At 56.1% G+C, this 24,417-nt stretch carries 25 protein-coding genes and 1 tRNA gene; 16 read left to right on the top strand and 10 right to left on the bottom strand.

All coding sequences use genetic code 11. The features are described from left to right. Positions 1-171 precede the first annotated feature (171 nt). The gene (locus NP77_RS04055) at positions 172-990 is read left to right on the top strand and encodes a DUF4225 domain-containing protein (protein ID WP_039659120.1); all 819 of its coding nucleotides are present in this window, start codon (positions 172-174) and stop codon (positions 988-990) included. On the opposite strand, the gene NP77_RS04050 is transcribed toward NP77_RS04055, so the two are convergent. The 3 genes from NP77_RS04050 to NP77_RS04040 all read right to left on the bottom strand — a co-directional run bounded on the left by NP77_RS04050 (position 987) and on the right by NP77_RS04040 (position 2,337). Continuing rightward, positions 987-1,310 (bottom strand): hypothetical protein, encoded by a 324-nt coding sequence (locus tag NP77_RS04050; RefSeq protein ID WP_008924965.1) that lies wholly within the window; start codon positions 1,308-1,310, stop codon positions 987-989. The two genes, NP77_RS04055 and NP77_RS04050, sit on opposite strands and share 4 nt — an antisense overlap. 352 nt (positions 1,311-1,662) lie before the next feature. Continuing rightward, positions 1,663-1,739 (bottom strand) — tRNA-Arg (locus NP77_RS04045). A gap of 94 nt (positions 1,740-1,833) precedes the next feature. Then, positions 1,834-2,337: a DUF1198 family protein gene (locus tag NP77_RS04040; protein ID WP_039659119.1), complete on the bottom strand. Its 504-nt coding sequence runs from the start codon at positions 2,335-2,337 to the stop codon at positions 1,834-1,836. 172 nt (positions 2,338-2,509) lie between these two features. On the opposite strand from NP77_RS04040, the gene folD reads away from it, so the two are divergent. Further along, complete coding sequence (folD, locus tag NP77_RS04035; RefSeq protein WP_003849457.1) at positions 2,510-3,376, top strand: bifunctional methylenetetrahydrofolate dehydrogenase/methenyltetrahydrofolate cyclohydrolase FolD; 867 nt, start codon at positions 2,510-2,512, stop codon at positions 3,374-3,376. Continuing rightward, the gene (gene ybcJ, locus NP77_RS04030) at positions 3,377-3,589 is read left to right on the top strand and encodes a ribosome-associated protein YbcJ (protein ID WP_003849455.1); all 213 of its coding nucleotides are present in this window, start codon (positions 3,377-3,379) and stop codon (positions 3,587-3,589) included. It abuts the gene before it with no gap. A gap of 27 nt (positions 3,590-3,616) precedes the next feature. Here ybcJ and NP77_RS04025 read toward each other — a convergent pair whose 3' ends face one another. Then, positions 3,617-4,723 carry an AAA family ATPase gene (locus NP77_RS04025; RefSeq protein WP_039659118.1) on the bottom strand — a complete coding sequence of 369 codons (1,107 nt, stop codon included), beginning with the start codon at positions 4,721-4,723 and terminating at the stop codon, positions 3,617-3,619. 33 nt (positions 4,724-4,756) lie between these two features. Continuing rightward, the gene (cysS, locus tag NP77_RS04020) at positions 4,757-6,142 is read right to left on the bottom strand and encodes a cysteine--tRNA ligase (RefSeq protein ID WP_039659117.1); all 1,386 of its coding nucleotides are present in this window, start codon (positions 6,140-6,142) and stop codon (positions 4,757-4,759) included. A 212-nt stretch (positions 6,143-6,354) separates the two neighbouring features. On the opposite strand from cysS, the gene ppiB reads away from it, so the two are divergent. From ppiB to purK, 4 genes are all read left to right on the top strand, one after another. Then, positions 6,355-6,849: a peptidylprolyl isomerase B gene (gene ppiB / locus NP77_RS04015; RefSeq protein ID WP_003849447.1), complete on the top strand. Its 495-nt coding sequence runs from the start codon at positions 6,355-6,357 to the stop codon at positions 6,847-6,849. Next, positions 6,849-7,565 (top strand): UDP-2,3-diacylglucosamine diphosphatase, encoded by a 717-nt coding sequence (lpxH, locus tag NP77_RS04010; protein ID WP_039659115.1) that lies wholly within the window; start codon positions 6,849-6,851, stop codon positions 7,563-7,565. Before ppiB ends, lpxH begins: the two co-directional genes overlap by 1 nt. 130 nt (positions 7,566-7,695) lie before the next feature. After that, the gene (gene purE, locus NP77_RS04005) at positions 7,696-8,202 is read left to right on the top strand and encodes a 5-(carboxyamino)imidazole ribonucleotide mutase (RefSeq protein WP_003849444.1); all 507 of its coding nucleotides are present in this window, start codon (positions 7,696-7,698) and stop codon (positions 8,200-8,202) included. Beyond that, positions 8,199-9,263 (top strand): 5-(carboxyamino)imidazole ribonucleotide synthase, encoded by a 1,065-nt coding sequence (purK, locus tag NP77_RS04000; protein WP_039659113.1) that lies wholly within the window; start codon positions 8,199-8,201, stop codon positions 9,261-9,263. The genes purE and purK overlap by 4 nt, the downstream gene beginning before the upstream one ends. Positions 9,264-9,346: 83 nt before the next feature. On the opposite strand, the gene ybbP is transcribed toward purK, so the two are convergent. Both ybbP and ybbA read right to left on the bottom strand, forming a co-directional pair. Beyond that, positions 9,347-11,764 (bottom strand): putative ABC transporter permease subunit YbbP, encoded by a 2,418-nt coding sequence (gene ybbP, locus NP77_RS03995; protein ID WP_039659111.1) that lies wholly within the window; start codon positions 11,762-11,764, stop codon positions 9,347-9,349. Beyond that, positions 11,761-12,447, bottom strand: a complete 687-nt coding sequence (ybbA, locus tag NP77_RS03990) for a putative ABC transporter ATP-binding protein YbbA (protein ID WP_010259059.1) — start codon at positions 12,445-12,447, stop codon at positions 11,761-11,763. The genes ybbP and ybbA overlap by 4 nt, the downstream gene beginning before the upstream one ends. On the opposite strand from ybbA, the gene tesA reads away from it, so the two are divergent. The 5 genes from tesA (at position 12,415) to NP77_RS03965 (ending at position 16,201) form a co-directional block, all read left to right on the top strand. Continuing rightward, on the top strand, positions 12,415-13,041 hold the full coding sequence (tesA, locus tag NP77_RS03985) for a multifunctional acyl-CoA thioesterase I/protease I/lysophospholipase L1 (protein WP_181162210.1): 627 nt from the start codon (positions 12,415-12,417) through the stop codon (positions 13,039-13,041). The genes ybbA and tesA overlap by 33 nt on opposite strands. Before the next feature lie 30 nt (positions 13,042-13,071). Further along, positions 13,072-13,845 carry an SDR family oxidoreductase gene (locus NP77_RS03980; RefSeq protein ID WP_039659110.1) on the top strand — a complete coding sequence of 258 codons (774 nt, stop codon included), beginning with the start codon at positions 13,072-13,074 and terminating at the stop codon, positions 13,843-13,845. 79 nt (positions 13,846-13,924) lie between these two features. Beyond that, entirely contained in the window at positions 13,925-14,782 is an 858-nt protein-coding gene (locus NP77_RS03975; protein WP_039659108.1) for a co-chaperone YbbN, read from the top strand. A gap of 58 nt (positions 14,783-14,840) precedes the next feature. After that, positions 14,841-15,755 (top strand): SPFH domain-containing protein, encoded by a 915-nt coding sequence (locus NP77_RS03970; RefSeq protein ID WP_003849430.1) that lies wholly within the window; start codon positions 14,841-14,843, stop codon positions 15,753-15,755. Then, on the top strand, positions 15,755-16,201 hold the full coding sequence (locus NP77_RS03965) for an NfeD family protein (RefSeq protein WP_003849428.1): 447 nt from the start codon (positions 15,755-15,757) through the stop codon (positions 16,199-16,201). Before NP77_RS03970 ends, NP77_RS03965 begins: the two co-directional genes overlap by 1 nt. Here NP77_RS03965 and cueR read toward each other — a convergent pair. Beyond that, positions 16,189-16,593 carry a Cu(I)-responsive transcriptional regulator gene (gene cueR / locus NP77_RS03960; protein ID WP_003849426.1) on the bottom strand — a complete coding sequence of 135 codons (405 nt, stop codon included), beginning with the start codon at positions 16,591-16,593 and terminating at the stop codon, positions 16,189-16,191. The genes NP77_RS03965 and cueR overlap by 13 nt on opposite strands. 97 nt (positions 16,594-16,690) lie before the next feature. On the opposite strand from cueR, the gene copA reads away from it, so the two are divergent. The 3 genes from copA to ybaK all read left to right on the top strand — a co-directional run bounded on the left by copA (position 16,691) and on the right by ybaK (position 20,730). After that, a complete protein-coding gene (gene copA / locus NP77_RS03955) occupies positions 16,691-19,204 on the top strand; it encodes a copper-exporting P-type ATPase CopA (RefSeq protein WP_039659105.1) in 2,514 nt (837 codons plus the stop codon). 70 nt (positions 19,205-19,274) lie between these two features. Further along, positions 19,275-20,078 carry a TraB/GumN family protein gene (locus NP77_RS03950; protein WP_039659103.1) on the top strand — a complete coding sequence of 268 codons (804 nt, stop codon included), beginning with the start codon at positions 19,275-19,277 and terminating at the stop codon, positions 20,076-20,078. A gap of 172 nt (positions 20,079-20,250) precedes the next feature. Continuing rightward, positions 20,251-20,730: a Cys-tRNA(Pro)/Cys-tRNA(Cys) deacylase YbaK gene (ybaK, locus tag NP77_RS03945; RefSeq protein ID WP_039659101.1), complete on the top strand. Its 480-nt coding sequence runs from the start codon at positions 20,251-20,253 to the stop codon at positions 20,728-20,730. On the opposite strand, the gene NP77_RS03940 is transcribed toward ybaK, so the two are convergent. Continuing rightward, on the bottom strand, positions 20,727-21,596 hold the full coding sequence (locus NP77_RS03940; protein WP_039659289.1) for a LysR family transcriptional regulator: 870 nt from the start codon (positions 21,594-21,596) through the stop codon (positions 20,727-20,729). The two genes, ybaK and NP77_RS03940, sit on opposite strands and share 4 nt — an antisense overlap. An 89-nt stretch (positions 21,597-21,685) precedes the next feature. On the opposite strand from NP77_RS03940, the gene NP77_RS03935 reads away from it, so the two are divergent. Beyond that, entirely contained in the window at positions 21,686-22,117 is a 432-nt protein-coding gene (locus NP77_RS03935; protein ID WP_039659099.1) for a multidrug/biocide efflux PACE transporter, read from the top strand. A 34-nt stretch (positions 22,118-22,151) separates the two neighbouring features. On the opposite strand, the gene ushA is transcribed toward NP77_RS03935, so the two are convergent. Further along, the gene (gene ushA / locus NP77_RS03930; protein WP_039659098.1) at positions 22,152-23,918 is read right to left on the bottom strand and encodes a bifunctional UDP-sugar hydrolase/5'-nucleotidase UshA; all 1,767 of its coding nucleotides are present in this window, start codon (positions 23,916-23,918) and stop codon (positions 22,152-22,154) included. Positions 23,919-24,417 lie beyond the last annotated feature (499 nt).

Here is a 24,417-nt window from a genome sequence, read left to right as displayed (position 1 = left end):
AGGTCAGCAGGTCAGCAGGTCAGCAGGTCAGCAGGTCAGCAGGTCAATCATCGATAAATTGCTCAGCATTGCAAAACTTGCACACCTCAATTTGTGATCCCATACAACTCCAGCTATTTTAGGATCTGAAAATCACGTTTAGTGAGACCACGTTTTTACAGAGGCACTGTTATGGACAACTACTGGGACACAAAAAGACTCTCAAACTACTTTCTGACGATGGCAAATCTTGAAGCTAATCAGTTAGTTAATATAGCTACTTCACTTTCTCAATTTCACCTCAAGGATGCTCTTGTAAAACTGAAATTCCAGGATGAGGTGCGCGAGTTCGCTCGTTTACAGATCCATACCATTCGTACTTCAAATTCTGACGATCAGTGTCAGGAGTGCATTCAGAATCTTAAGCAGGAAAGTCAGCATCTCAAGATTCAGGACAGAATGCTTAGGACCGGTGAAGCTGTCGTATCGTCTTCGGTGCAGTTTTATCATGACCATGAAAAGGTCATTGGATATGTCATCAATGGGATCGGCGTGGTGTTAAGTGGCTTGCAAATCGTGGCTGGTGTCGGTCTGATTGTAGGTTCTGTCACTACAGGTAATATTTTAGGTGTTGTAGCGGGTTCGACCCTGGTGATGAATGGAGTGGGATCAGGGATTGAGAGCATAGGAAAACTCAGCGGTGTGCCTCACCCATCGAACCCAATAAGAGATAAATATGAAGATGTTGCAGATTTTTTTGGTTTTGATAAGCGACTCGGCTTGTTAGCCTATCAGGTAGTTGATTTGACAACATCATACTATGGCATTTTCAAACTGACTTTAAAGCCAGAAGCATGGCGGCTATACAAATATCTGCCAACAGACTATTACCGCAAGGTTCAGGTTATGAGTAAACCAGCACTTGCCTTAAAAGGCGCTGGAGCAGCCTATAAGGGGGCTGGAGTAGGTTTGAACCTATACCAAATGCAAAATAGCCCTGCACAAAACTAACCTCTGGTTTTTCTGATAAACCTGTTAGCTTTCCAGGAGAGGTTCAGAGGAGTCACAAAATAGACCACAAGAAATGCAAACGTCAGAACAATAATATATGGAATGGCATTTGAAGCATCCGCATTGAAAATGCCATCCAGTCCAATCAGTAGCAAAATAACAAGAGCAATGACACCGCCCCAGAAGCGTTTACTCAAATCAATAACGAGGCTTTGTAGTGTATCTTTTTTTGATTCGTCTTTTTTAATGATGCTCTTGAGCTTACCGATATCTTTAGCAGAGAAGCCGTTATTATAGAGTTCTTGCTCAAATTCGTTCATCTGATTCATCCTGAATAACGTTGCGATACGTGCGAAATATAGCACAGTGAACGAGACACATGCTAACCAACCTGCTTACCTGGCCAGCACTGGTATCAACGTTTCCTCACCTCAGAAGGCTCTGCCTGAACATCATATCCATGCAATTGCGCATGATATTAAAATGCTATATGCAAAAAACAGCATGCACAATAAGCAGATCGTAAGCACAGAAAAATACTAACCTATCCAAACAGCCATGCGAGTAATGCGGGCAATTCGTTTTTTGAACATAAATAAGAGTAAAATGTTGAGGTATCATACTGACAATAGAGAAAAAAGAGTCTCAGTATGCAAAAAATAGGAGAGAATTTGGTACGCCCTACAGGATTCGAACCTGTGACCTACGGCTTAGAAGGCCGGTGCTCTATCCAACTGAGCTAAGGGCGCATGGAGATGGCACGGATTATACGTCGGGAAGCGGGTACGTCAACGTTTTTGCCGTTTCCCCGCAGCGAAGTGCTGCGGGAATAACCAATTGGCGTCAGTGACGACTGCGCCATTCGCTGAGCGACACGAGTTTACTGCTGCCGGTCAATTCTCCTTCCAGCTCAATCCCTTGTGATGTGAAGCGCGCGTTGTATTGCTCACGAAGTGCGTGCAGTTCCTTACTGTCCGGTTCCAGCTGGCGCAGAAAGCCCAGCGCGAGTAGCAGCTGCTGGCGGCTGATAAGCGGTGAAAAACCGGCGCGACTGAGAATCGTATGCCAGCGCTGGCTGTTCTCCTCGCTGCCATCAACAATCAACACCTGCCAGATCAGCAGTACCGCTGCGCCATTATGCAGATGCGTTTCATTATCGTGGCTGAGATAGTCGGTAAACTCTTTCGCGGCCTCTTTTCCCATCATAGAGATCATTGATTCCACCTGTACCGGTGGCAGCTGCAGTCGTTTGCTGAGCCGCTGGGCGGCGTGGCGTGAGCCCGCGGTGAGCAGCTGAAATCCAGCGACAAATACCACCGCCAGAGTCGCAAGCATTATCCAAATCATTACATCGTCCCCGGATTGTCCTGCAGATATCATACGCATGCAGGCTGGTATCGTCGCGACGAAAACATCGGAAAGCGCATACACGGCTGAAACTGTAACTGACAGCAGCCCACGCTTCTGACAAAATAGCGCCCTTCCCCGATTCAACACAACACAGTGGATTTCCTCTCTGATGGCAGCAAAAATTATTGACGGTAAAACGATTGCGCAGCAGGTGCGCGTTGAGGTTGCGGAAAAAGTGAAGCAGCGTCTGGCGGCCGGAAAACGTGCCCCAGGTCTGGCAGTGGTTCTGGTGGGTGAAAATCCGGCTTCGCAGATCTATGTGGCCAGCAAACGCCGCGCCTGTGAAGAGGTTGGTTTCCACTCCCGCTCTTACGATCTGCCTGCCACCACCCGCGAGGCTGAGCTGCTGGAGCTAATCGATAAGCTCAATCAGGATGATGAAATCGATGGCATTCTGGTACAGCTGCCGCTGCCAGCGGGCATCGATAACGTGAAAGTGCTGGAGCGGATTACGCCTGACAAAGATGTCGATGGGTTCCACCCTTATAACGTCGGCCGCCTGTGTCAGCGTGCACCAACCCTGCGTCCCTGCACGCCACGCGGTATCGTCACGCTGCTGGAGCGCTACAACATTGACACTTATGGCCTGAACGCTGTGGTGGTCGGGGCATCCAACATCGTTGGTCGTCCGATGAGCATGGAGCTCTTGCTCGCGGGCTGTACGACAACGGTTACCCATCGCTTTACCAAAGATCTGCGTCATCACATTGAGCACGCCGATCTGCTGGTCGTTGCTGTGGGCAAGCCAGGCTTTATTCCGGGCGACTGGATCAAACCCGGTGCCATCGTTATCGACGTGGGCATTAACCGTCTGGAGAGCGGCAAAGTCGTAGGCGACGTTGACTATGACAGCGCATCAGCGCGCGCATCTTACATTACCCCGGTGCCAGGCGGTGTGGGTCCAATGACAGTAGCAACATTGATTCAAAACACGCTGCAGGCGTGCGAAGAGTTTCATGATAAAGAGGTTTTTTAAATGACAAGTTTTTCACTGGGTAAATTCCCGCATGTCGATCTGTGTGACCTGTTAAAGCTGGAAGGCTGGGTTCAGAGCGGTGCACAGGCGAAAGTCGTGATTGCCGAGGGTGAAGTGAAGGTGAATGGCGCGGTTGAAACCCGTAAGCGCTGCAAGATCGTAGCCGGTCAGACCGTGGAATTTGCCGGTTTCCGCATCACTGTGGTCGAGTAATTCCGGAGCGTCCCTGCGGGGACGCTATTACAGCGGTTCATTCTCCTTCACACGCGTCTCCCCTTCCCGTTGCTCCAGTGCAATATGATTCACCGCCGTATGCTGCGCAATCAGCGTTGCGAGTCGGGGTGAATGGCTGGTGATCCAGAGCTGACTGTACTCGCTGGCTTCGGCGATTAACCGCGCCAGCGCAGGCAACAAATCCTCATGCAGACTGTTTTCCGGTTCATTCAGTGCCATAAAGGCGGGTGGACGCGGGCTGAGCAGCGCCACAACCAGACAAAGAAACCGCAACGTGCCATCAGAAAACTCCGCGCTCTCCAGCGGACGCAGAATGCCATGACGGGACATCAGCATCTGAAAACGGCCGTTCTGCACCTCGACGTCAAACTGGCAGTCGGGAAACGCCTGCGCCATAACCTCAAACAACAGTTCTGAATGACCACGCTCCACGATGGTCGCCCAGGCCGCTGCCAGATTGCGGCCATCATGAGCGAGCACCGGCGCACGCACGCCAATCTGCGGCGCACGAATCGGTGAGCCGGGCCAGACCGCGAACTCGTGGTAGAAGCGCCACTGCTGCAGACGTTCGCGCAGTTGCGAAAGCTCCGGATAAAGATGGGGTTCGCCAAGCTGACCAAACAGCGACTCCTCCGGATGCAACACCGCCGGATAGGCGACGCGCTCACCTTCAACGTTGTGCAGAAAGGCGGTCTGGTTTTCGCGCTGCATGATGCAGGCAGAAGGACGACGTCGCTGGCCGCTGAGCCAGAGCCGTTCCTGCTTCACCAGCGGATCCAGATTGAACAGGCTGGTCGACAGTGGCTCGGGAAAACCAATCTCCAGCTGGTAATCCATGTCATCCATTACCACCGCCAGCTCCAGTCGCTTTGGATCGTGTCGGCGATCGCCCCGGCGCAAACCGCCTGCCCACATCGCTTTCTGGATGCCGCCTTCTTCAGCCAGCGCCAGCGCCAGACGACCGCTGGCAGCCTCATGCAGCAACCGCACCGCTTTATAGAGGTTGGATTTACCGCAGCCGTTGGGACCGCTCACCACATTCAGCTGCTGAAGCGATAGCGTCAGGTTCCGTATTGAGCGGAAGCCGCGGATCTGAATCTGTTCAATCGCCATAATAAAAAAGGGCGATTGCTCGCCCTCTCCGGTTTATTTTCGACGCCAGTTGGACCCTTGTGGCCCATCTTCGACGATGACACCCAGCGCGTTAAGTTTGTCACGCGCGATATCCGCTTCTGCCCAGGCTTTGGCAGCGCGTGCATCGGCACGAGCCTTCACCCAATGCTCAATCTCGGCAACTTCTTCGTCATTCACCTGCGCGCCGCTTTGCAGGAAGAGCTCAGGATCCTGCTGCAGGATACCCAGCACGTTAGCCATTTCGCGCAGTTTAGACGCCAGCGCATGTGCTGAAGCACCATCTTCACTTTTCAGACGGTTGACTTCACGCGCCATGTCGAACAGCACCGAGTAGGCTTCCGGGGTGTTGAAATCATCATCCATCGCGCTGCGGAAACGCGCTTCAAACGCGTCGCCGCCGCTTGCAGGCACGCTGCTGTCGGTGTGGCGCAGCGCCGTGTAGAGACGCTCCAGCGCCGCACGCGCCTGATTCAGGTTATCTTCGCCGTAATTAAGCTGGCTGCGATAGTGACCGGACATCAGGAAGTAACGCACTGTTTCCGCATCGTAATGTTGCAGCACGTCACGCACGGTAAAGAAGTTGCCGAGTGATTTGGACATCTTCTCACGGTCAACCATCACCATGCCGGAGTGCATCCAGTAATTGACGTAAGGGCCGTCATGGGCGCAGCTCGACTGAGCGATTTCGTTTTCATGGTGCGGGAACATCAGGTCTGAACCGCCGCCATGGATATCGAAATGCGTACCCAGTTGTTTGCAGTTCATCGCAGAACACTCAATGTGCCAGCCAGGACGGCCGTTGCCCCACGGCGATGACCAGGCTGGCTCATCCGCTTTGGACATTTTCCACAACACGAAATCCATCGGGTTGCGCTTCACATCGGCCACTTCAACGCGTGCGCCCGCCTGCAGTTGCTCCAGATCCTGACGCGACAGCGCGCCGTAATCGGTGTCGCTGAGCACATCGAACATCACGTCGCCATTGTCCGCTACATAGGCGTGACCGCGAGCAATCAGCTTTTCCACCAGCTCGATAATCTCAGCGATGTGACGGGTCGCGCGCGGCTCCTCATCGGGCGGCAGGATCCCCAGCGCAGCGAAGTCATTGTGCATCTCGCCGATCATGCGGTTGGTCAGGGTTTCGATGCTCTCGCCGTTTTCGTTGGCGCGTTTGATGATTTTGTCATCAATGTCAGTGATGTTACGGACATAATTAAGCTGATAACCGAGGTAACGCAGGTAGCGCGCCACGACGTCAAATGCTACGAACGTCCGCCCATGACCAATGTGACAGAGGTCATACACCGTGATGCCGCAAACATACATCCCGATTTTACCGGCATGAATGGGTTTGAATTCCTCTTTCTGTCGACTCAGGGTGTTATAAATCTTAAGCATTGAACGGTTCCGTTTTCGCGTGTGGTTGGCACTTTTAAGTATCCAGACATTGTGCCGTATTTTTATCGCTCGCGCGACGCAAAGCAAGCCAACTGCGCCGTGCTGCTGACGCGTCATTGGAAATTATGATATAAGAACGGTCGACAAAAAGAGGTACGCCAATCGACACCGCGACCTCAGCAACTGATGACAACCTTTACAGGACGACAAAAATGGTAACTTTCCAGACGAACCATGGCGATATCGTAATCAAAACTTTCGATGATAAAGCGCCGGCAACCGTACAGAACTTCCTGGATTACTGCCGTGAAGGTTTTTACGACAACACCATTTTCCACCGCGTAATCAACGGCTTTATGATTCAGGGCGGCGGCTTCGAGCCGGGCATGAAGCAGAAAGAAACCAAAGCCGAAATTCAGAATGAAGCGAACAACGGTCTGAAAAACACCAAAGGTACGCTGGCAATGGCACGTACTTCTGCGCCGCACTCTGCCACCGCACAGTTCTTCATCAACGTAGCTGACAACGACTTCCTGAACTTCCGTGACGAAAGCGTTCAGGGCTGGGGCTACTGCGTGTTCGCTGAAGTGGTTGAAGGCATGGATGTGGTCGAGAAAATCAAAGCAGTCTCTACTGGCCGCAGCGGCATGCATCAGGATGTGCCAAAAGATGACGTCGTTATCCAGAAAGTGACCGTCAGCGAGTAATGTCGCGCACGCTGTTTATCGCAGATATCCATCTGTGTCAGGAAGAACCGGCGATTACCGCCGGTTTTCTGCATTTTTTACAGCGCGAAGCGCCCCACTGCGACGCGCTCTATATTCTCGGCGATCTGTTCGAAGCCTGGATTGGTGACGACGATCCCAATCCTCTGCATCAGCAGATTGCCCGCGCCCTGCGCGCCCTCCCGGTTCCGGTCTTCTTCATCCATGGCAATCGGGATTTCCTGATTGGCCGACGCTTTGCGCGCGCAAGCGGCATGACGCTGCTGCCGGAAGAGCAGGTGCTGACGCTCTACGGCCATCGGCTGCTCATCATGCACGGTGATACGCTCTGCACCGACGATGCGGGTTATCTGCGCTTTCGTGCCAAAGTGCACAATCCGTGGATCCAGCGACTGTTCCTGGCGCTGCCGTTGAGGATCCGCAAACGCATTGCGGCCCGGATGCGCGCCGACAGTAAACAGGCAAACCAGCACAAATCCCAGACCATCATGGATGTAAACCAGGAGGCGGTCACTGCCGCTATGCTGCGCCAGCAGGTGCCGCTGTTGATCCACGGTCATACCCATCGCCCCGCCATTCATACGCTGAACCTGCAGGGTGAAACGGCGGAACGCGCGGTGCTGGGTGCCTGGCACAGCCGGGGTTCCATGATTCAGCTCGACGCCAGCGGCATTCAGCTCATCGATTTCGACTTCTAATCTGCGGTTAATTCGCGGACGTTAGCGGGACGCAACCGTTTTCCTTGCGTGCTTCTCATGCTATTCTCGGTGCCCTTCAAAACCTGTCCGCCCGGCCAGGTCTGTTTGTCTATTCACAGGAGTTGACCGCATGTCATCCAACGCCCCGGCCCGCATCGCCATTGTTATGGGTTCCAGAAGTGACTGGGCCACCATGCAGTTCGCCGCTGAGATCCTCACCAGCCTGGACGTCCCTTTTCATGTTGAAGTAGTCTCTGCGCACCGTACCCCGGATAAACTGTTCAGCTTTGCCGAAACGGCAGCCGATAACGGTTTTCAGGTGATTATTGCTGGCGCAGGTGGCGCAGCACATCTGCCAGGTATGCTGGCGGCAAAAACTCTGGTGCCAGTGCTGGGTGTACCGGTGCAGAGCGCTGCACTAAGCGGCGTGGATAGCCTCTATTCAATTGTGCAGATGCCGCGCGGCATTCCGGTCGGAACGCTGGCGATTGGCAAAGCAGGCGCAGCCAATGCCGCGCTGCTGGCCGCACAGATTCTGGCGCTGCATGACAGTGGGCTGGCGTCACGCCTGACGACCTGGCGTCAGAGTCAGACCGATGAGGTGCTGAACCATCCTGATCCGCGGGTGGATGCATGAAGCCGGTTTGCGTACTGGGCAACGGCCAGCTGGGTCGTATGCTGCGTCAGGCAGGTGAACCGTTGGGGATCGCGGTCTATCCGGTGGGTCTGGAGGCGGATCCTGCTTCCCTGCCCATCGCTGACAGTGTGATCACCGCCGAAATCGAACGCTGGCCGGAGACCGCGCTGACGCGCGAACTGGCGAGCCATCCGGCCTTTGTTAACCGTGATATTTTTCCGCGTCTGGCCGATCGTCTGACGCAGAAACAGCTGCTGGACCAGCTGGGGCTTGCCACCGCGCCATGGCAGTTGCTGGCCGATAAAAGCGAATGGCCGGCAGTGTTTGACTCGCTGGGCGAACTGGCCATCGTGAAAAGCCGCACCGGCGGTTACGACGGGCGAGGTCAGTGGCGTCTGCGTGCTGATGAGACGCATCAGCTACCCGAAGCGTGTTACGGCGAATGTATCGTTGAGCAGGGCATCAACTTTTCCGGTGAAGTCTCACTGGTGGGCGCACGCGGTCACGATGGCACCGTTGTATTCTATCCGCTGACGCATAACCTGCATCAGGATGGCATTCTGCGCACCAGTGTAGCGTTTCCGCAGGCAGACCAGGCTCAGCAGCAGCAGGCTGAATCGATGCTCAGCGCCATTATGCAGGCACTGAATTACGTTGGCGTAATGGCAATGGAGTGTTTCGTTACGCCTGATGGGCTGCTGATTAATGAGCTGGCGCCCCGCGTGCACAACAGTGGTCACTGGACGCAGAACGGTGCGTCGATCAGCCAGTTTGAGCTGCATCTGCGCGCCATTCTTGGTCTGGCATTGCCACAGCCGATGGTATTTGCGCCGTCGGTAATGGTTAATCTGATCGGCACCGATGTGAATCTCAACTGGCTGCAGCAGCCGCTGGTGCATCTGCACTGGTACGACAAAGAGGTGCGACCGGGCCGTAAAGTGGGTCATCTGAATCTGACCGACAGCGATGCAAGGCGGCTCAAAACAGCACTCAATGCGCTGGTGCCCCTGCTCCCGGAAGAGTACGCCAGCGGCATCGCCTGGGCCGTTGAAAAGCTGTAGTTTCCCGTTACCCGCTTGCGGGTTCTTGGGGCGTTCCGGATAAAGGTTAAAGGCGGCCTCATGCCGCCTTAGTCAGCCCTGCCTTATGCCGCATCAAACTTCCTGAACAACGCCTTCCCTTTCAGTAACCGAATCCCAAGCCAGCCACCGCACAGCGATAACAGCAACGCGCCGCATAACGGCAGTGCCAGCCATAATGTCCAGTCAGGCTGCCACGGGAAATCGAAAATCTTTGTCTGTAATCCCCATAGCGCCGCTTCTGCTCCCATCGCGGCCGCCACGCCCGAGACGACGCCGAGCAGGGCAAACTCACACCACAGCGTGGTGCGTAGCAGTCTTTTGCCCGCACCCAGCGTGCGGTAGACCACCAGCTCCTGCCTGCGTTGCCGCATTCCGACCTGAATCTGCGCCAGCAGCAGTAACACACCGCAGGCAGTGACCAGTACCACCATGATCTCCAGCGCCCGGCTGACCTGCGTCAGTACCTGACCGATCTGCTGCATGATGCTGCCGATATCCAGCAGACTCAGCGCCGGAAAAGCACGATTCAGCTGCGCCAGCAGAACCGGATTCGCCTCCATGCGGAAGCTGGTGAGCCAGGTCTGCGGCTGGCTGTCGAGCGCCCCCGGCGGGAAGATAAAGAAGAAGTTCGGCTTCAGGCTTTCCCAGTCCACTTTACGCAGGCTGGTAATACGTGCGCTGAACGTCTGCGTATCGCCGTCGAACGTCAGGGTATCGCCGAGCTTCAGCCCCAGCCGATCCGCCAGTTCCACTTCCATCGACACTTCACCCGCTTTTGGTGGCCAGTTGCCTGCCACCAGCGGATTGTGATCCGGGCGATCGGCCAGTTCCGTCAGGTTGAGCTCACGGTTCAGGGCGTTATCCAGCTTCGGATCGGCCGGTTTGCCATTGAGTTCACTAAGCCGTACTCGCGCAATCGGGTAAAAGGTCCCGGGCGCGATCTGATGCGACTGCAGGAAGTCACGCACCTGCGGCACCTGATCGGCCGTCATGTTCAACAGGAAGAAGTTCGGGCTATCCGCCGGTAACTGCTGCTGCCAGCGATCCAGCAGATCGCCACGCATTACCAGCAGCAGCGCCAGCAGCATAAACGACAGTGAAAAAGCGGCGAGCTGGCTCAGCGTCATGCCGGGCTGGCGCAGCAGCCGGTTGATCGCCAGTCGCAATGCCAGATTGCGCACCACCAGCCGACGCAATAGAAGCAGAGTTCCCCAGCCGAGTAACGCCAGTAATCCTGCCAGCACCACCACACCCGCCAGCAGCGCCCAGAGCATTTTACTGCCGCCGACCAGCAGCGCTAACAGCGTCACGACCACCACGATCATTACCGGAATATAGAACTTCAGCGGCCAGAGATTTGCCACCGCATCGCGCCGCAGCACCCGCAGCGGCTGGGTTGCCAGCAGCAGACGATAGGGACGCAGTCCCACCAGCAGCGAAATTACAAACAATGAACCCACTGCCCAGATCCATGGCCAGACGCTGGCTGCCGGTAAGCTGGCAGGCAATACCGGTTTCAGCATCGCCATCAGGATCGCTTCCACACCCTGCCCCACCAGGCCACCGGCAATCGCCGCCAGCAGCAGCACCGCCAGCCACTGACCGATGATTAAGCGCTGCAACGCGCCGTGCGTCGCACCCAGGGTTTTCAGCACCGCCACCAGATCGTAGCGGCTGCGGCAGTAGTGACTCATGGCGACCGCCACGGCTGCAATCGCCAGCATCAGCGTCAGCAAGGCCGAGAGCAGCAGGAATTGTTGCGCGCGCTGCATCGAACGGCCCAGCGCATCTTCCGTGTTCTCAACGCTGATCCAGCGCTGATCCGCCTTCAGCTGCGGCTCAATCCAGCGGTCATAGCTGGTCAGCTGGTCAGGATTACCAGAGAATTTATAGCGCCAGGTGATGCGGCTGCCCGGCTGAATTGCACCGGTTTTCGCCGCATCTGCCAGGTTAATCAGCAGACGTGGCGCCATCTCAAACGGGTTAAAGCCGCCATCCGGCTCCTGAATTACCTCGCCGCTGATGCGCAGCTGGGTGTCTCCCACTTCCAGCGTATCGCCCACTTTCAGATTGAGCAGCGCCATCAGGCGCGGTGCTGCCAGCGCGGTGCCTGCCTGCGGTCTCAGCCCCGGAGGTTGCGTCTGTAAGGTGCCAAACATCGGATAGCGATCATCGACCGCTTTGACTGAGGCGAGTTGTGGCGACTGCCCGGCAAAGGTCATGGTCATGAAAGTCAGTTGAGAACTGACCGTCAGGCCGTTTTCCTTCGCTTTTTCCAGCCAGGCTTCCGGGGCAGCTTCAGTGCTACGCAGCGTGCGGTCACCCGCCATAAAATCACGACTCTGCTGATTCAGCCCTTTTTCCATGCGATCGCTGATTGAGCCCAGCGCCAGTACACAGGCTACCGCCAGCGTCAGAGCCAGCCAGACGATCAGCAGTGAGGGGGAGCGCCACTCGCGCCAGAACCAGCGCCAGATCATTGCTCCTCCCACAATTTTCCGTCACGCAGCCGCAATCGACGGTCGCAACGCGCCGCCAGCTGTTCATCATGCGTCACCAGAATCAGCGTGGTGGCGAAGTCGCGATTAAGAGAAAACAGCAGGTCGGCAATACGGTCACCCGTTTTACGATCGAGATTGCCGGTGGGCTCATCGGCAAACAGCAGGCCCGGACGACCGCTGAAGGCGCGGGCCAGCGCGACCCGCTGCTGTTCGCCGCCGGACAGCTGGGCGGGCAGATGATGCAGACGCTCACCCAGCCCGAGTAGCGTCAACAGTTCACGCGCCTGTTCGCGGCTCTGGCGATCGCTGTCGCCGCGCAACAGTGATGGCAGTTGAACGTTTTCCTGCGCATTCAGAGTCGGTACCAGCATAAATGACTGAAACACAAAACCAACCTGCCGGGCACGCAGTGCTGCACGCTGCTCTTCATTCATCTGGTGCAGCGGCTGACCCAGCAGATGCACTTCACCGCTGCTGCCATCGTCCAGCCCGGCCAGAATGCCCAGCAGGGTAGACTTGCCGGAACCCGACTCGCCAATCAGCGCAATGGTCTCGGCTGGTTTGACAACCAACTCAACTCCGGTGAGGATGGTTAACTGATGCTCTCCCTGACCGACGGACTTAGTAAGATGATGAACTTCAACAATGTTTTCCGCTGGCATTATCCCTTCCTGTTATTGATTCTTCTGCTGGTATCCCGTCTTGCTGCTGCAGATACCCTGATGGTGCTGGGCGACAGCCTGAGTGCGGGCTATCGCATGTCTGCCACTGCGGCCTGGCCCAGCCTGCTTGATAAGCAGTGGCAGCAGAAACCGAAAGTGGTCAACGCCAGCATCAGCGGTGATACTGCTGCCCAGGGACTGGCGCGCCTGCCTGCGCTATTAAAACAGCATAAGCCGCAATGGGTGTTAATCGAACTGGGCGGTAACGATGGTCTGCGCGGTTTCCCGCCCGACGCTATCGCACAGAATCTGAGTAAAGTGATCGACGATGTCAAAGCCGCTAATGCGAAACCCTTGCTGATGCAGATCCGTCTGCCCGCCAACTATGGCCGCCGCTACACCGAGGCGTTCAGCGGCATCTATCCGGAGCTCGCACAGCAGCATGCCATCCCTCTGGTGCCCTTTTTTATGGAGCAGGTCTATCTGAAACCCGAATGGATGCAGCAGGATGGTATTCATCCGAATCCTGATGCTCAGCCGTTTATCTCTGCGTTAATGGCAAAAGAACTGGCCCCCTTAGTTAAGCAGCCGTAACGCGCCAGGATGCGCAAATAGGGTAAATAAATGCAAAAAACTATTCTGATTACAGGTTGTTCAAGCGGCATTGGCCTGGTCGCCGCCCACGATTTACTGGCGCGAGGTTACCGGGTGATCGCCGCCTGCCGCAAAGCCGAAGATGTCGCGCGTATGAACACGCTGGGTTTTACCGGGCTACAGCTCGATCTGGACGATCCGCAGAGCGTGGATCAGGCAGCAGATGCGATACTCGCGTTATGCGATAACCGTCTGGATGCGCTGTTTAACAACGCCGGGTTTGGCCTCTATGGACCGCTTCGTACCCTCTCCCGTCAGCAACTTGAACAGCAGTTTTCCAGCAACTTTTTCGGTGTACATCAATTAACGCTGCGGCTGTTACCTGCGTTACAAGCCAGCGGCGATGGCCGCATTGTGAATACCAGTTCGGTGCTGGGACTGATCTCCACGCCAGGCCGGGGCGCGTACGCTGCCAGTAAATATGCACTGGAAGCCTGGAGCGATGCACTGCGGCTGGAAGTGCGCAGCAGTGGCATTCGGGTCAGTCTGATAGAACCGGGACCGATTGAGACGCGCTTTACCGATAATGTGACGCAGGGCGAACAGCATAATCCGGTGCGTAACCCCGGCATCGCGGCACGCTTCACCCTGCCACCGGAAGCCATTCTGCCTAAACTTCGTCACGCACTCGAGAGTAAACATCCACGTTTACGCTACCCGGTGACACTGGTCGCACACGTAATGAGCCTGTTGAAACGGTTACTGCCTGGCTGGATGCTGGATCGCATTTTGCGCAGCCATTAATCAGGCCTGCGTAATAGCGCTTGAAGCCGGGCCAGTTGGCCCCATATTCTTAGAACACTTTTTGCAAAGAGACTTATCCATGTCACCACAAGCTTCTATCATCGACATCAACGAATCTAACCTGCAGCAGACCCTTGAGCAGTCGATGCAGCTGCCGGTGCTGTTCTACTTCTGGTCTGAGCGCAGCCAGCACTGTCTGGAGCTGACGCCGGTGCTGGAGCGTCTTGCCCAGGAGTACGCGGGTCAGTTTATCCTCGCAAAGCTGGATTGTGACAAAGAGCAACGGGTGGCCTCGCAGTTTGGTCTGCGTTCAATTCCGACCGTCTACCTGTTCCAGGATGGCCAGCCGGTCGACGGCTTCCAGGGACCACAGCCAGAAGAAGCGATCCGCGCCCTGCTGGAAAAAGTGCTGCCGCGCGAAGAAGAGCTGAAAGCGCAACAGGCGATGGCGCTGATGCAGGAAGAGAAACCGCTGGAGGCGCTGCCACTGTTAAAAGATGCGTGGCAGTTGAGCAACCAGTCCAGCGAAATTGGTTTCCTGCTGGCGGAGGTGCTGATTACCCTGAACCGCAGCGATGAAGCGGAGGCAGTGCTGAAAGTGGTGCCGCTGCAGGACCAGGATACCCGTTATCAGAGCCTGATGGCGCAGATCGATCTGCTGAAACAGGCTGCGGATACGCCGGAGATTCAGCAGCTGCAATCCGAGCTGGAAGCGGATCCGACTAACGCCGGACTGGCTGCTAAACTCTCGTTACAGCTGCATCAGGTGGGTCGTAATGAAGAAGCACTGGAACTGCTGTTCAGCTTCCTGAAATGCGATCTTAATGCCGCTGATGGCCAGGCGCGCAAAATGCTACAGGAAATTCTGGCCGCGCTGGGGACCGGCGATGCACTGGCTGCGCGCTATCGTCGCCAGCTCTACTCCCTGCTGTATTAAACAGCAGCACCACGGGCCGAAGCGACTCGGCCCGTTAATCTGACAATGCGGAGGTTGTATGATTACTGTTATTCCTGCCCTGATTATTCTGGCACTGGTAGCGGTCTGGGCGACCGTTAAAATCGTGCCACAAGGTTTTCAATGGACGGTCGAGCGCTTTGGCCGTTATACCCGCACCCTGCAGCCAGGATTAAGTCTGGTAGTGCCGTTCATGGATCGTGTCGGTCGTAAGATCAACATGATGGAACAGGTACTGGATATTCCCTCGCAGGAGATCATTTCTAAAGACAACGCCAACGTCACCATCGACGCCGTCTGCTTTATTCAGGTCGTTGACCCTGCGCGTGCCGCCTATGAAGTCAGCAATCTTGAGCAGGCTATCCTGAACCTCACCATGACCAACATGCGTACTGTTCTTGGCAGTATGGAGCTGGACGAAATGCTGTCACAGCGCGACAGCATCAACACCCGCCTGCTGCACATCGTGGATGAAGCGACGAATCCGTGGGGCGTTAAGATCACCCGTATCGAGATTCGTGACGTGCGTCCGCCGCAGGAACTGATTGGCGCGATGAATGCGCAGATGAAAGCGGAGCGAACCAAACGCGCCGACATTCTCACAGCCGAAGGCGTACGGCAGGCGGCAATCCTGCGCGCTGAAGGGGAAAAGCAGTCGCAAATCCTTAAAGCCGAAGGTGAACGTACGTCGGCATTCCTTCAGGCAGAGGCGCGTGAGCGTCAGGCTGAGGCAGAAGCTAACGCCACGAAAATGGTCTCTGAAGCGATCGCAGCAGGCGATATTCAGGCGATCAACTACTTCGTGGCACAAAAATACACCGATGCGCTGCAAAAAATCGGTGAGGGGAATAACAGCAAAGTCGTCATGATGCCGCTGGAGGCAAGCAGTCTGCTGGGTTCAATTGCAGGCATCGGTGAACTGCTGAAGGACTCACGCACTGAGTCGAAACGCTGATGCTGGCCGACATTATCGCGCACCCGCACTGGTTCTGGCTGACGCTGGGTGGATTACTGCTGGCGGCTGAGATGCTGGGCACCAGCGGTTATCTGCTGTGGAGCGGTCTGGCGGCGGTTATTGTCGGCCTCATTGAATGGTTTATGCCAGTGAGCTGGACGGCACAGGGCTCCCTGTTTGCCGCGATGACGCTGGTGTGTGTTTTTTTGTGGTATCGCTGGATGCGCCACCGCGAGGCGCATCAAAAACCCAACGCTCTGAACCAGCGCGGCAGCCAGATGATCGGGTTGCAGCTTACACTGGATACCGCCCTGCACAACCGCACCGGCCATGTGCGCATCGGGGACAGCAGCTGGCGTGTTGAGGCAGATCGGGATCTGCCTGCGGGCACAGCGGTGGTCGTGGTGGGTGTTGAGGGCATCACACTGCGTATTCAGCCACGCTGACCGCAGCATCCGGCCAGATTATTGATGATGGGACACTCGGCACTGTCATCGCCGGGACAGGCGTCCGCCAGCGCCAGCAGGCGTGCGCGCATGGTGTGGAGTTCTTCAATGTGCGCCGCGATTTCATCAGCTTTCTGCAGCGTGCGGGCTTTGACATCAGCACTGTGGCGCGAGGGATTATTGAAAAACGCCACCAGCTCACGACACTCATCCAGCGTGAACCCCACCTGACGCGCCTGACGTAACAGGTTTAGCTCGTCAATGTGATGACCGCTATACGTGCGGTAACCATTTTCACTGCGCAACGGCGGTGTCACCACGCCTTTCTCTTCGTAAAAGCGAATCGCCTTGCTGGTCAGCCCGGTCTTTTTCGCCACATCGCTGATGTTCATTTGCGTCCCCTTGACCTTCCCCTTGATGGAAGGTTTATGCTTAAGCATGAATCGGAACTGACCAATTCGTCAAATGGGATTACAGAAGGAGTTGATTATGTCACACACTATTTCCCTGGCACTCGACGGCTTATCCTGCGGTCACTGTGTCAAACGCGTCAAAGAGGCACTGGAACAACGCGACGATGTTGATTTGGCTGAGGTCACTCAACAGGAAGCGCAGGTTTCTGGTCAGGCGGATGCGGCCGCGCTGATTGCTACTGTGGAACAGGCGGGTTATCACGCCACGCTGAAAACAGCAGACGCCTCCCCAAAGTCTGAACCGTTGACAGCATCGGAGCCGCCGCCGGAGGCGCTGACAACGGAGACCGCTTCTCATCCGGCAGAAAAAGCGTTGCCTGCCCATATGCTGCTGATTGAAGGCATGACCTGTGCCAGTTGCGTCAGTCGTGTTGAAAAAGCGCTGCAGCAGGTTACCGGTGTCAGCCAGGCACGGGTCAATCTCGGTGAACGCAGCGCGCTGGTGCTGGGTAATGCTGACCCGCACCAGCTTGTGGCTGCCGTCGATGCCGCAGGTTATGGCGCACAGGTCGTTGATGACGAGCAGGAGCGACGTGAAAAACAGCAGCACAGCGCTCGCCGTGCCATGCGGCGTTTCAGCTGGCAGGCTGCTGTCGCCCTGGCGTTTGGCGTGCCACTGATGATCTGGGGCATGGTGGGCAACAACATGATGCTCACCGACAGCAACCACACCACCTGGCTGGCGCTGGGCGTCGTAACCCTGCTGATCATGGTCGTGACCGGCAGCCACTTTTATCGCAGTGCCTGGCGCAGTTTACGCAATGGCAGCGCCACCATGGATACGCTGGTGGCACTCGGCACAGGCGCCGCCTGGGTCTACTCCTTTAGCGTGGTGCTGTGGCCCGACTTTTTCCCGCCGCAGGCACGCCATCTCTATTTTGAAGCCAGCGTCATGATTCTGGGACTGATCAATCTGGGGCATGCGCTGGAGCAGCGGGCGCGTCAGCGATCGTCTAAGGCGCTGGAACGCCTGCTTGATCTGACGCCGGCCCAGGCGCGGCTGGTCGATCAACAGGGTGACCGGCTGATCCCGGTAAGCGACGTCCAGCCTGGCATGACGCTGCGCCTGGTCACCGGCGATCGGGTTCCGGTCGATGGTGAAATCGTCACGGGTGAAGCCTGGTTTGATGAAGCGATGCTTACCGGCGAAGCGGTGCCGCAAAGCAAAAATCCGGGTGCGGCGATCTTCGCCGGCACGCTGGTGCAGGACGGCTCGGTTGAATTTACCGCCCGGGCCACCGGGAATCACACCACCCTGTCGCGCATTATCCGGCTGGTACGTCAGGCACAGAGCAGCAAACCGGATGTGGGACGTCTGGCCGATCGTATCTCTGCTGTTTTTGTTCCGGTCGTGGTGCTGATTGCACTGCTCAGCGGCGCAGTGTGGTATCTGTTCGGGCCACAGCCACACATCGCTTACATGCTGGTAATCGCGACTACCGTCCTGATTATTGCCTGCCCCTGTGCGCTGGGACTGGCGACACCGATGTCAATTATTGCCGGTGTTGGACGTGCCGCTGAACTGGGCGTGCTGGTCCGCGACGCCGATGCCCTGCAGCGCGCCAGCCAAATCGACACGCTGGTGTTTGATAAAACCGGTACTCTCACCGCCGGTAAGCCGCAGGTCAGCGAGGTGCTGGTCTGGGGTGATGCCAGCCGTGAATCCGTGTTAGCGACTGCGGCCGCGCTGGAGTTTTCCTCGGGTCATCCGCTGGCGAAAGCGATTGTCGCTGAAGCGAAACTGACGCAACCGCCTCAGTTAGCGCAATTTCGTACAATACGCGGTAAAGGGGTCAGCGGTAATCTGGATGGCAGAACGCTGCTGCTGGGTAATGCTGCACTGTTACACGACAGCGGCATTGATTATCAGGTGGCAGAAGCAGAAATTGCGCGCCTGACACAACAGGGGGCAACGCCGGTGTTACTGGCGGAACAGGGCCAGCTAACCGGTCTGATTGCGCTCCGCGATCAGCTTCGGCCAGAAAGTGGCGCCGCCCTGAAGCGGCTGCATCAGCAGGGTTATCGCCTGATTATGCTGACCGGTGACCATGAAAATACCGCGCGCGCCATTGCAGCCGAAGCCGGTATTGATGAAGTCATTGCTGGCGTGTTGCCGGATGGCAAAGCGGCTGCCATTGAAGCCTTACAGCAACAGGGCCGCCGCGTTGCGATGGTCGGTGATGGTATCAATGACGCGCCTGCGCTGGCGCAGGCCGAAGTGGGCATTGCCATGGGCGGCGGCAGCGATGTCGCCGTGGAAACGGCAGGCATTACATTAATGCGTGCCGACCTGAACAGCGTGGCGGATGCGTTAGCGCTCGCTTCTGCGACACTGCGCAATATCCGGCAGAACCTGTTTGGCGCATTTATCTATAACAGCATCGGTATTCCGGTGGCTGCGGGTGTGCTCTATCCGCTGACCGGTACTCTGCTTAGCCCGATTGTGGCGGGTGCAGCGATGGCGCTCTCCTCTATAACGGTGGTCAGCAATGCAAACCGCCTGCTGCGTTACCAGCCGCCGCGCCAGTAATCGCCGTTTCAGCGCTGTTTTTCGTTCTCTGAAGTCGCTAGCATGGCGTTTTGAACCGCAAGGATTGGGAATGACAGGCAACATCTGGCGCTCACTGCGCGGCTTTATCAGCCAACTTTTTCCCGCCAGTTACCGCTGGCCTGCGATGGATGTCCGGCTTGGCGATCGTCAGTTGCATCTGGTGGGCAGCATCCATATGGGAACGCGCGACATGCAACCGTTGCCGCCGCGCCTGCTGCATCGGTTGCAGCAGGCGGATGCGCTCATAGTGGAAGCGGATATTACGCAGGGTGGATCACCCTTTGATCACCGGGGCGATCGTCCAGCACTCGCGACACGGCTGGAGAGCAGTACGATGCAAACGCTCACCGCACTGTGTCAGGAGATGAGTCTCAACCTGAGCCTGCTGGATAACCTGCCCGCCTGGCAGGTGGCGCTGATGTTACAGGCACAGCAGGCGCAAAGACTGGGATTGCGACCTGACTACGGCATCGATTATCAGTTGCTGCAGGCAGCAAAAGATCTGAACAAGCCGGTGATTGAACTGGAAGGCGCAGATGCACAGATCGCCCTGCTGACCGCACTGCCGGATGACGGTATGGCGCTGTTACAGGATACGCTGCTGCACTGGCATACCAATGCGCGACTGCTGCAGATGATGGTGAGCTGGTGGCTCGATACGCCGCCACGCCAGCCGGAAATTACCCTGCCCGCCACGTTTAGTCAGGCGCTGAATGATACGTTGATCGGTCAGCGCAATGCACAATGGTGTCACAGCCTGCGAGGGCTCGCGGCAGGAAACTATGTGGTCGCGGTCGGCGCGCTGCATCTGTACGGCGAAGCTAATCTGCCTGAGATGCTGAAGAAGCCCTGAAAAAAAGAGAGCCGATAATGTTATCGGCCCGTCAAAGAGGAATTTGTTTATGATTTTGGTTATCGCCAGCAATCAGATTGCGGGCGCGAGGCCAATTTTACGCAAAGAACAAAATTTCGCCACCTTTTTCAATGGATCTGCGCAATAAGATTTTTCTTAGTAAGGAGCCCGTATGACGCCCGCCGTAAAATTGCTGGAAAAACAAAAAGTCAGCTTCATCCTGCACCCCTATGAGCATGACAGTCACGAAACGCATTTTGGTGATGAAGCCGTGCGCAAACTCAATCTGGATGCGCGGCAGGTGTATAAAACACTGCTGGTGGCGCTGAATGGCGAGGCGAAACAGCTGGCGGTGGCGATTACGCCAGTTTCGACACAGCTGGATCTCAAGAAGGTGGCAAAAGCGCTGGGCGCGAAGAAAGCGGATATGGCTGACCCGCAGCTGGCGCAGCGGGTCACGGGTTATCTGGTGGGCGGTATCAGTCCACTGGGGCAGAAAAAACGGCTGCCTACGGTGATTGACCATTCTGCCAGCGCATTTGACGCCATGTTTATTTCAGGCGGTAAGCGTGGACTGGATATCGAACTGGCACCACAGGATCTTTCGCGGCTGCTGGACGCCCCGTTTGCGGATATCGCCCGCCACGATTAAACCCGTGGCTGGGCGCAAAGCTGATCGATCATCCAGCGGCCCGCCGGGCCAGGTGGCGTGCGTCGCGACCACACCACCTCAATGGCGATATGCTGCGGCCAGCCCGGCATCGACAGCTCTTTCAGGACGTCATGTCCAAACTGCTTCACCAGCCAGCGCGGCAAAACAGTCCAGCCAAATCCCTGCTCCGCCATCTCTAACAGCAGTAAGTACGTGGGTGCCGACCAGATTCGTCCCATCGGCGCGGGTTCAGAGTCCTCAACCCAGGTGTTTAGCCGCAGGTGACGAACGCCTTCCAGCTCGCTTTCGCTTACGGTACTAAGCTGCGCCAGCGGATGATCGCGATGTAAAAAGACGGCCATCTGCGCTTCAACCTGCAGTCGTGCTACCGCAATATCCACCGGCAGATTAGGCTGTGCCCGCACCACACCCAGATGGACCCGCCCGGCCTGCAGCAGATCCAGCACATCGCCATCCTCGGCAATCATGACCTCCAGTTCAATCTCCGGATAACGGGCATCAAATTGCCTGAGCAGATGCTCGTGGTGATCGGTTTGCCAGAAATCGGACATAGCAAAACTCAGCCGGGGCTCAACGCCCTGCGACAGACGTATCGCCAGCGCATCCAGCCGCTCACTGGCGGCGAGGATTTGCTGAACCTGAGGAATAACACGGCGTCCCTGCTCGGTCAGGATGGGTTGACGACCGGCGCGATCAAACAGCACGAAACCGAGATCATCTTCTAAATTTGCCACTGCTGCGCTGATGGTGGACTGACTTTTACCCAGCGCGCGCGCCGCCGCAGAGAAAGAACCGCTCGCCACGGTCTGCATAAAAGCCTCAAGGGATTCCGGGGAGTAACGCATCTGAACCATCGCTTTTTTCGATAGGTGTTCATTTTATCTTAGCATTCTGACGTGTGAAAATGCGCCGCATTATTCAAGGAGAATTAACAATGCGTACCCGCTCAATTAAAGAACGTATTCTTCATGCTGTCTGCTTTGAAACGCTGGCGATTCTGACCGTTTCGCCGCTGGCGGCATGGGTGATGGATAAGCCGCTGTTTCAGATGGGATCGCTGGCGATTATGCTCTCAACGGTCGCGATGCTATGGAACATGATTTATAACAGCGGATTTGACAGGCTCTATGCGCCGGGCCAGAAACGCGGACCCGGCGTGCGTGTGTTACATGCACTGGGGTTTGAAGGCGGATTTATCCTGATTGGTCTGCCGATTGCCGCCTGGATGCTGGATATTTCTCTGGGTCAGGCATTGCTGGTCGAAGTGGCCTTTTTCCTCTTCTTCCTGCCCTACACCATGGCCTACAACTGGGTATGGGACAAACTGCGCGAGCGCTGGATCAAGCGTCACACCTGCCGGGCGTAAGGAAGACGGGAGGCGTAAGCGCCTCCCGGTGAGTTCAATGCGTGGCGGCTGTCTGGTTCCCCCACGGCCAGATCCACGCCAGAATCATTTTGGGATAATTACGCTTCCGCGCTTTTTCCGCCGCCTCATCCCGCGCCTTAATCTGCTCATCCGTCAAATGCACGATCTGCCCTTTCGGCTCATAGTCGCTGGCTTTCACTGGCGAATGCGCCTTAATGAAGTCGCGCAGCACCTGCGCATCAACGGCTCCACTGTTGGCATACCCGGGGTGATTATCCAGACGCGGGTAACCGTCGCCACCTGCTGCATTGAAGCTGTTGGTCGCCATGCGATAAATCTGCGTGTCCTGCAGCGGTTTACCGTTAATGCTGACGTTGCTGACCTGCTTACCGTCGGTGGTCAGGCTGATGCCGGCAAACTGCGCGTAGCCGCCTGAATCAGGCTGAATATTAGCAACGACATCCAGATATTTTTTGATCTCCGCACCGGTCAGGGTGACCGAAACCACCTGATTGCCAAATGGCTGAACCTGCAACAGGTCACGCCAGTTCAGCTTGCCTGCTTTCAGTGAGGTACGAATACCGCCACCGCTCATCACCGCAAAATCGGCTTTGGTGAACGCCATCTGGGCGCGCAGAATCAGCTGGCCCAGATTCGTCTGCTCAAAGCGAACCTGCTCTTTTTCACCACTGAAATTGCCGTCAGCGCTACCAACATTCACGATTAACTTCGCCTCTGCACGTTTCTGGAACGGCATCAGCAACTTCATCATGGCGGTGTTTTTCGGGATCTCTTCCTGCCAGGTCAGCCAGGTTTCGCTGCCATCTGCATTCTTTATCTTATGTTTGAGGTTAACCGGCACCAGCTGATAAGCCTCCAGCGTCACCTGACCATTACGGAAGGTGAAGTCGCCGCGGCCGACATATTTGCCCCACTTGTCAGCCTGCATAATCCAGATACCATTTTGCTTATCCGGCTCACACGGCTGGCCTGGCTGATAATTTTTTACGCTGACGTTCTCTTTTTCCATGCAGACCGCATCATGCGAATGACCGCCGACAATCAGGTCGATCGTTCCGGCAGGCAGGCTGCGCGCCAGCGTGACATCACCTATGCCGTTGCTGCCGTGTTTACCGTCGTCATAGTGGCCCAGATGGGTCAGCGCGACAATCACGTCCGGCTTCTCGGTGGCGCGCAATTCAGCCACCGCTTTCACCGTTTCAGCGACCGGATCGCGGAACTCGGTATCTGTCAGTCCGGCCGGATTAGCCAGTTTCGCCGTGTCCGGGGTGATAAGCCCGACCACCGCGATCTTTAATCCGAGACGGTTGAATACCGCCCAGGGTTTGAACAGGCGCTGACCGGTGCTTTTTTGATACACGTTGGCGGCCAGTAGCGGGAATCTCGCCCACTTCTCCTGCTTACGCAGGACCGCGATCGGCTTGTCGAATTCATGGTTGCCCAGCGCCATCGCATCATAGCCAATGAGATTCATCGCGCGGAAATCGGGTTCAGCGTCCAGCTCATCGGACTCCGGCACGCCCGTGTTCACATCACCGGCAGAGAGGATCAATGCGCCACCGCCGCGGGACTGAACATCGTAGCGCATGGTATCCATCAGGGTTTTCTGCGCGGCCAGACCATACTCACCCTGTTCATTAAACCAGAAGTGACCGTGCTCATCGTTGGTGTGCAGCAGACTGAAACGATAGGTGCGATCGGCCTGGGCAGCCTGTGAAAACAGCGGCATCACGGCCACCAGCAGTGCCACGCCCACCCCTGTCCATTTAGATAACAACACTGTGACTCTCCTTAATTTATCGTCTGGCCCGACTTTCTGCCGCTTTGCCCCACTGTGTCGCACATTCCCCCGGCGAACTCAAGGCCAATGCACATTCATCTGCCTGACACGCCCTGATCTTTTTATTTCTGATCCGCCTTTGATGAGCAGGACAGCCCTGCAAAGCGGCGTTAGTGCGATAACGCGCTTTACCAGTGACCCTGTCCGGTTATTGGTGGAGAGTGCAGATACAGGCAGTAAACGCTATTGCTGACCTCCCTGCTGACTGCTGTAAAAAGTGCCGCTGACAGAATTTAACTGCTCTGCACACACATTTATCTCTTTTTCACGCCAGAACGGCATCATTTACTGCATCTGATATTTATTTCTCATCCCCGGGTCTGAAGCGTCAAATCAGTGAATATTGCGGATAATGAATAAAAACACCCACTCAACTGTACATTTGACTTTTTTTCGTGGTTTTTTAAGGTATTCCCGCAAATTGCTCAGCGAAAGAATA

The organism is Pantoea sp. MBLJ3 (assembly GCF_000816655.1).
Classification (GTDB): Bacteria; Pseudomonadota; Gammaproteobacteria; order Enterobacterales; family Enterobacteriaceae; genus Pantoea; species Pantoea eucalypti.
This window is presented reverse-complemented; position numbering and strand designations above follow the sequence as displayed.

Coding starts and splice junctions, on each gene's coding strand:
- NP77_RS04050 (WP_008924965.1), bottom strand. CDS start 1,310: ATGAACGAATTTGAGCAAGAACTCTATAATAACGGCTTCTCTGCTAAA.
- cysS (WP_039659117.1), bottom strand. CDS start 6,142: ATGCTTAAGATTTATAACACCCTGAGTCGACAGAAAGAGGAATTCAAA.
- ybbA (WP_010259059.1), bottom strand. CDS start 12,447: ATGCCAGCGGAAAACATTGTTGAAGTTCATCATCTTACTAAGTCCGTC.
- ybaK (WP_039659101.1), top strand. CDS start 20,251: ATGACGCCCGCCGTAAAATTGCTGGAAAAACAAAAAGTCAGCTTCATC.
- NP77_RS03940 (WP_039659289.1), bottom strand. CDS start 21,596: ATGCGTTACTCCCCGGAATCCCTTGAGGCTTTTATGCAGACCGTGGCG.
- NP77_RS04025 (WP_039659118.1), bottom strand. CDS start 4,723: ATGGCGATTGAACAGATTCAGATCCGCGGCTTCCGCTCAATACGGAAC.
- NP77_RS03970 (WP_003849430.1), top strand. CDS start 14,841: ATGATTACTGTTATTCCTGCCCTGATTATTCTGGCACTGGTAGCGGTC.
- cueR (WP_003849426.1), bottom strand. CDS start 16,593: ATGAACATCAGCGATGTGGCGAAAAAGACCGGGCTGACCAGCAAGGCG.
- NP77_RS03980 (WP_039659110.1), top strand. CDS start 13,072: ATGCAAAAAACTATTCTGATTACAGGTTGTTCAAGCGGCATTGGCCTG.
- NP77_RS03950 (WP_039659103.1), top strand. CDS start 19,275: ATGACAGGCAACATCTGGCGCTCACTGCGCGGCTTTATCAGCCAACTT.
- NP77_RS04040 (WP_039659119.1), bottom strand. CDS start 2,337: ATGATTTGGATAATGCTTGCGACTCTGGCGGTGGTATTTGTCGCTGGA.
- tesA (WP_181162210.1), top strand. CDS start 12,415: ATGATGAACTTCAACAATGTTTTCCGCTGGCATTATCCCTTCCTGTTA.
- NP77_RS03975 (WP_039659108.1), top strand. CDS start 13,925: ATGTCACCACAAGCTTCTATCATCGACATCAACGAATCTAACCTGCAG.
- purK (WP_039659113.1), top strand. CDS start 8,199: ATGAAGCCGGTTTGCGTACTGGGCAACGGCCAGCTGGGTCGTATGCTG.
- folD (WP_003849457.1), top strand. CDS start 2,510: ATGGCAGCAAAAATTATTGACGGTAAAACGATTGCGCAGCAGGTGCGC.
- NP77_RS03965 (WP_003849428.1), top strand. CDS start 15,755: ATGCTGGCCGACATTATCGCGCACCCGCACTGGTTCTGGCTGACGCTG.
- lpxH (WP_039659115.1), top strand. CDS start 6,849: ATGTCGCGCACGCTGTTTATCGCAGATATCCATCTGTGTCAGGAAGAA.
- copA (WP_039659105.1), top strand. CDS start 16,691: ATGTCACACACTATTTCCCTGGCACTCGACGGCTTATCCTGCGGTCAC.
- ybbP (WP_039659111.1), bottom strand. CDS start 11,764: ATGATCTGGCGCTGGTTCTGGCGCGAGTGGCGCTCCCCCTCACTGCTG.
- NP77_RS04055 (WP_039659120.1), top strand. CDS start 172: ATGGACAACTACTGGGACACAAAAAGACTCTCAAACTACTTTCTGACG.
- NP77_RS03935 (WP_039659099.1), top strand. CDS start 21,686: ATGCGTACCCGCTCAATTAAAGAACGTATTCTTCATGCTGTCTGCTTT.
- ppiB (WP_003849447.1), top strand. CDS start 6,355: ATGGTAACTTTCCAGACGAACCATGGCGATATCGTAATCAAAACTTTC.
- purE (WP_003849444.1), top strand. CDS start 7,696: ATGTCATCCAACGCCCCGGCCCGCATCGCCATTGTTATGGGTTCCAGA.
- ybcJ (WP_003849455.1), top strand. CDS start 3,377: ATGACAAGTTTTTCACTGGGTAAATTCCCGCATGTCGATCTGTGTGAC.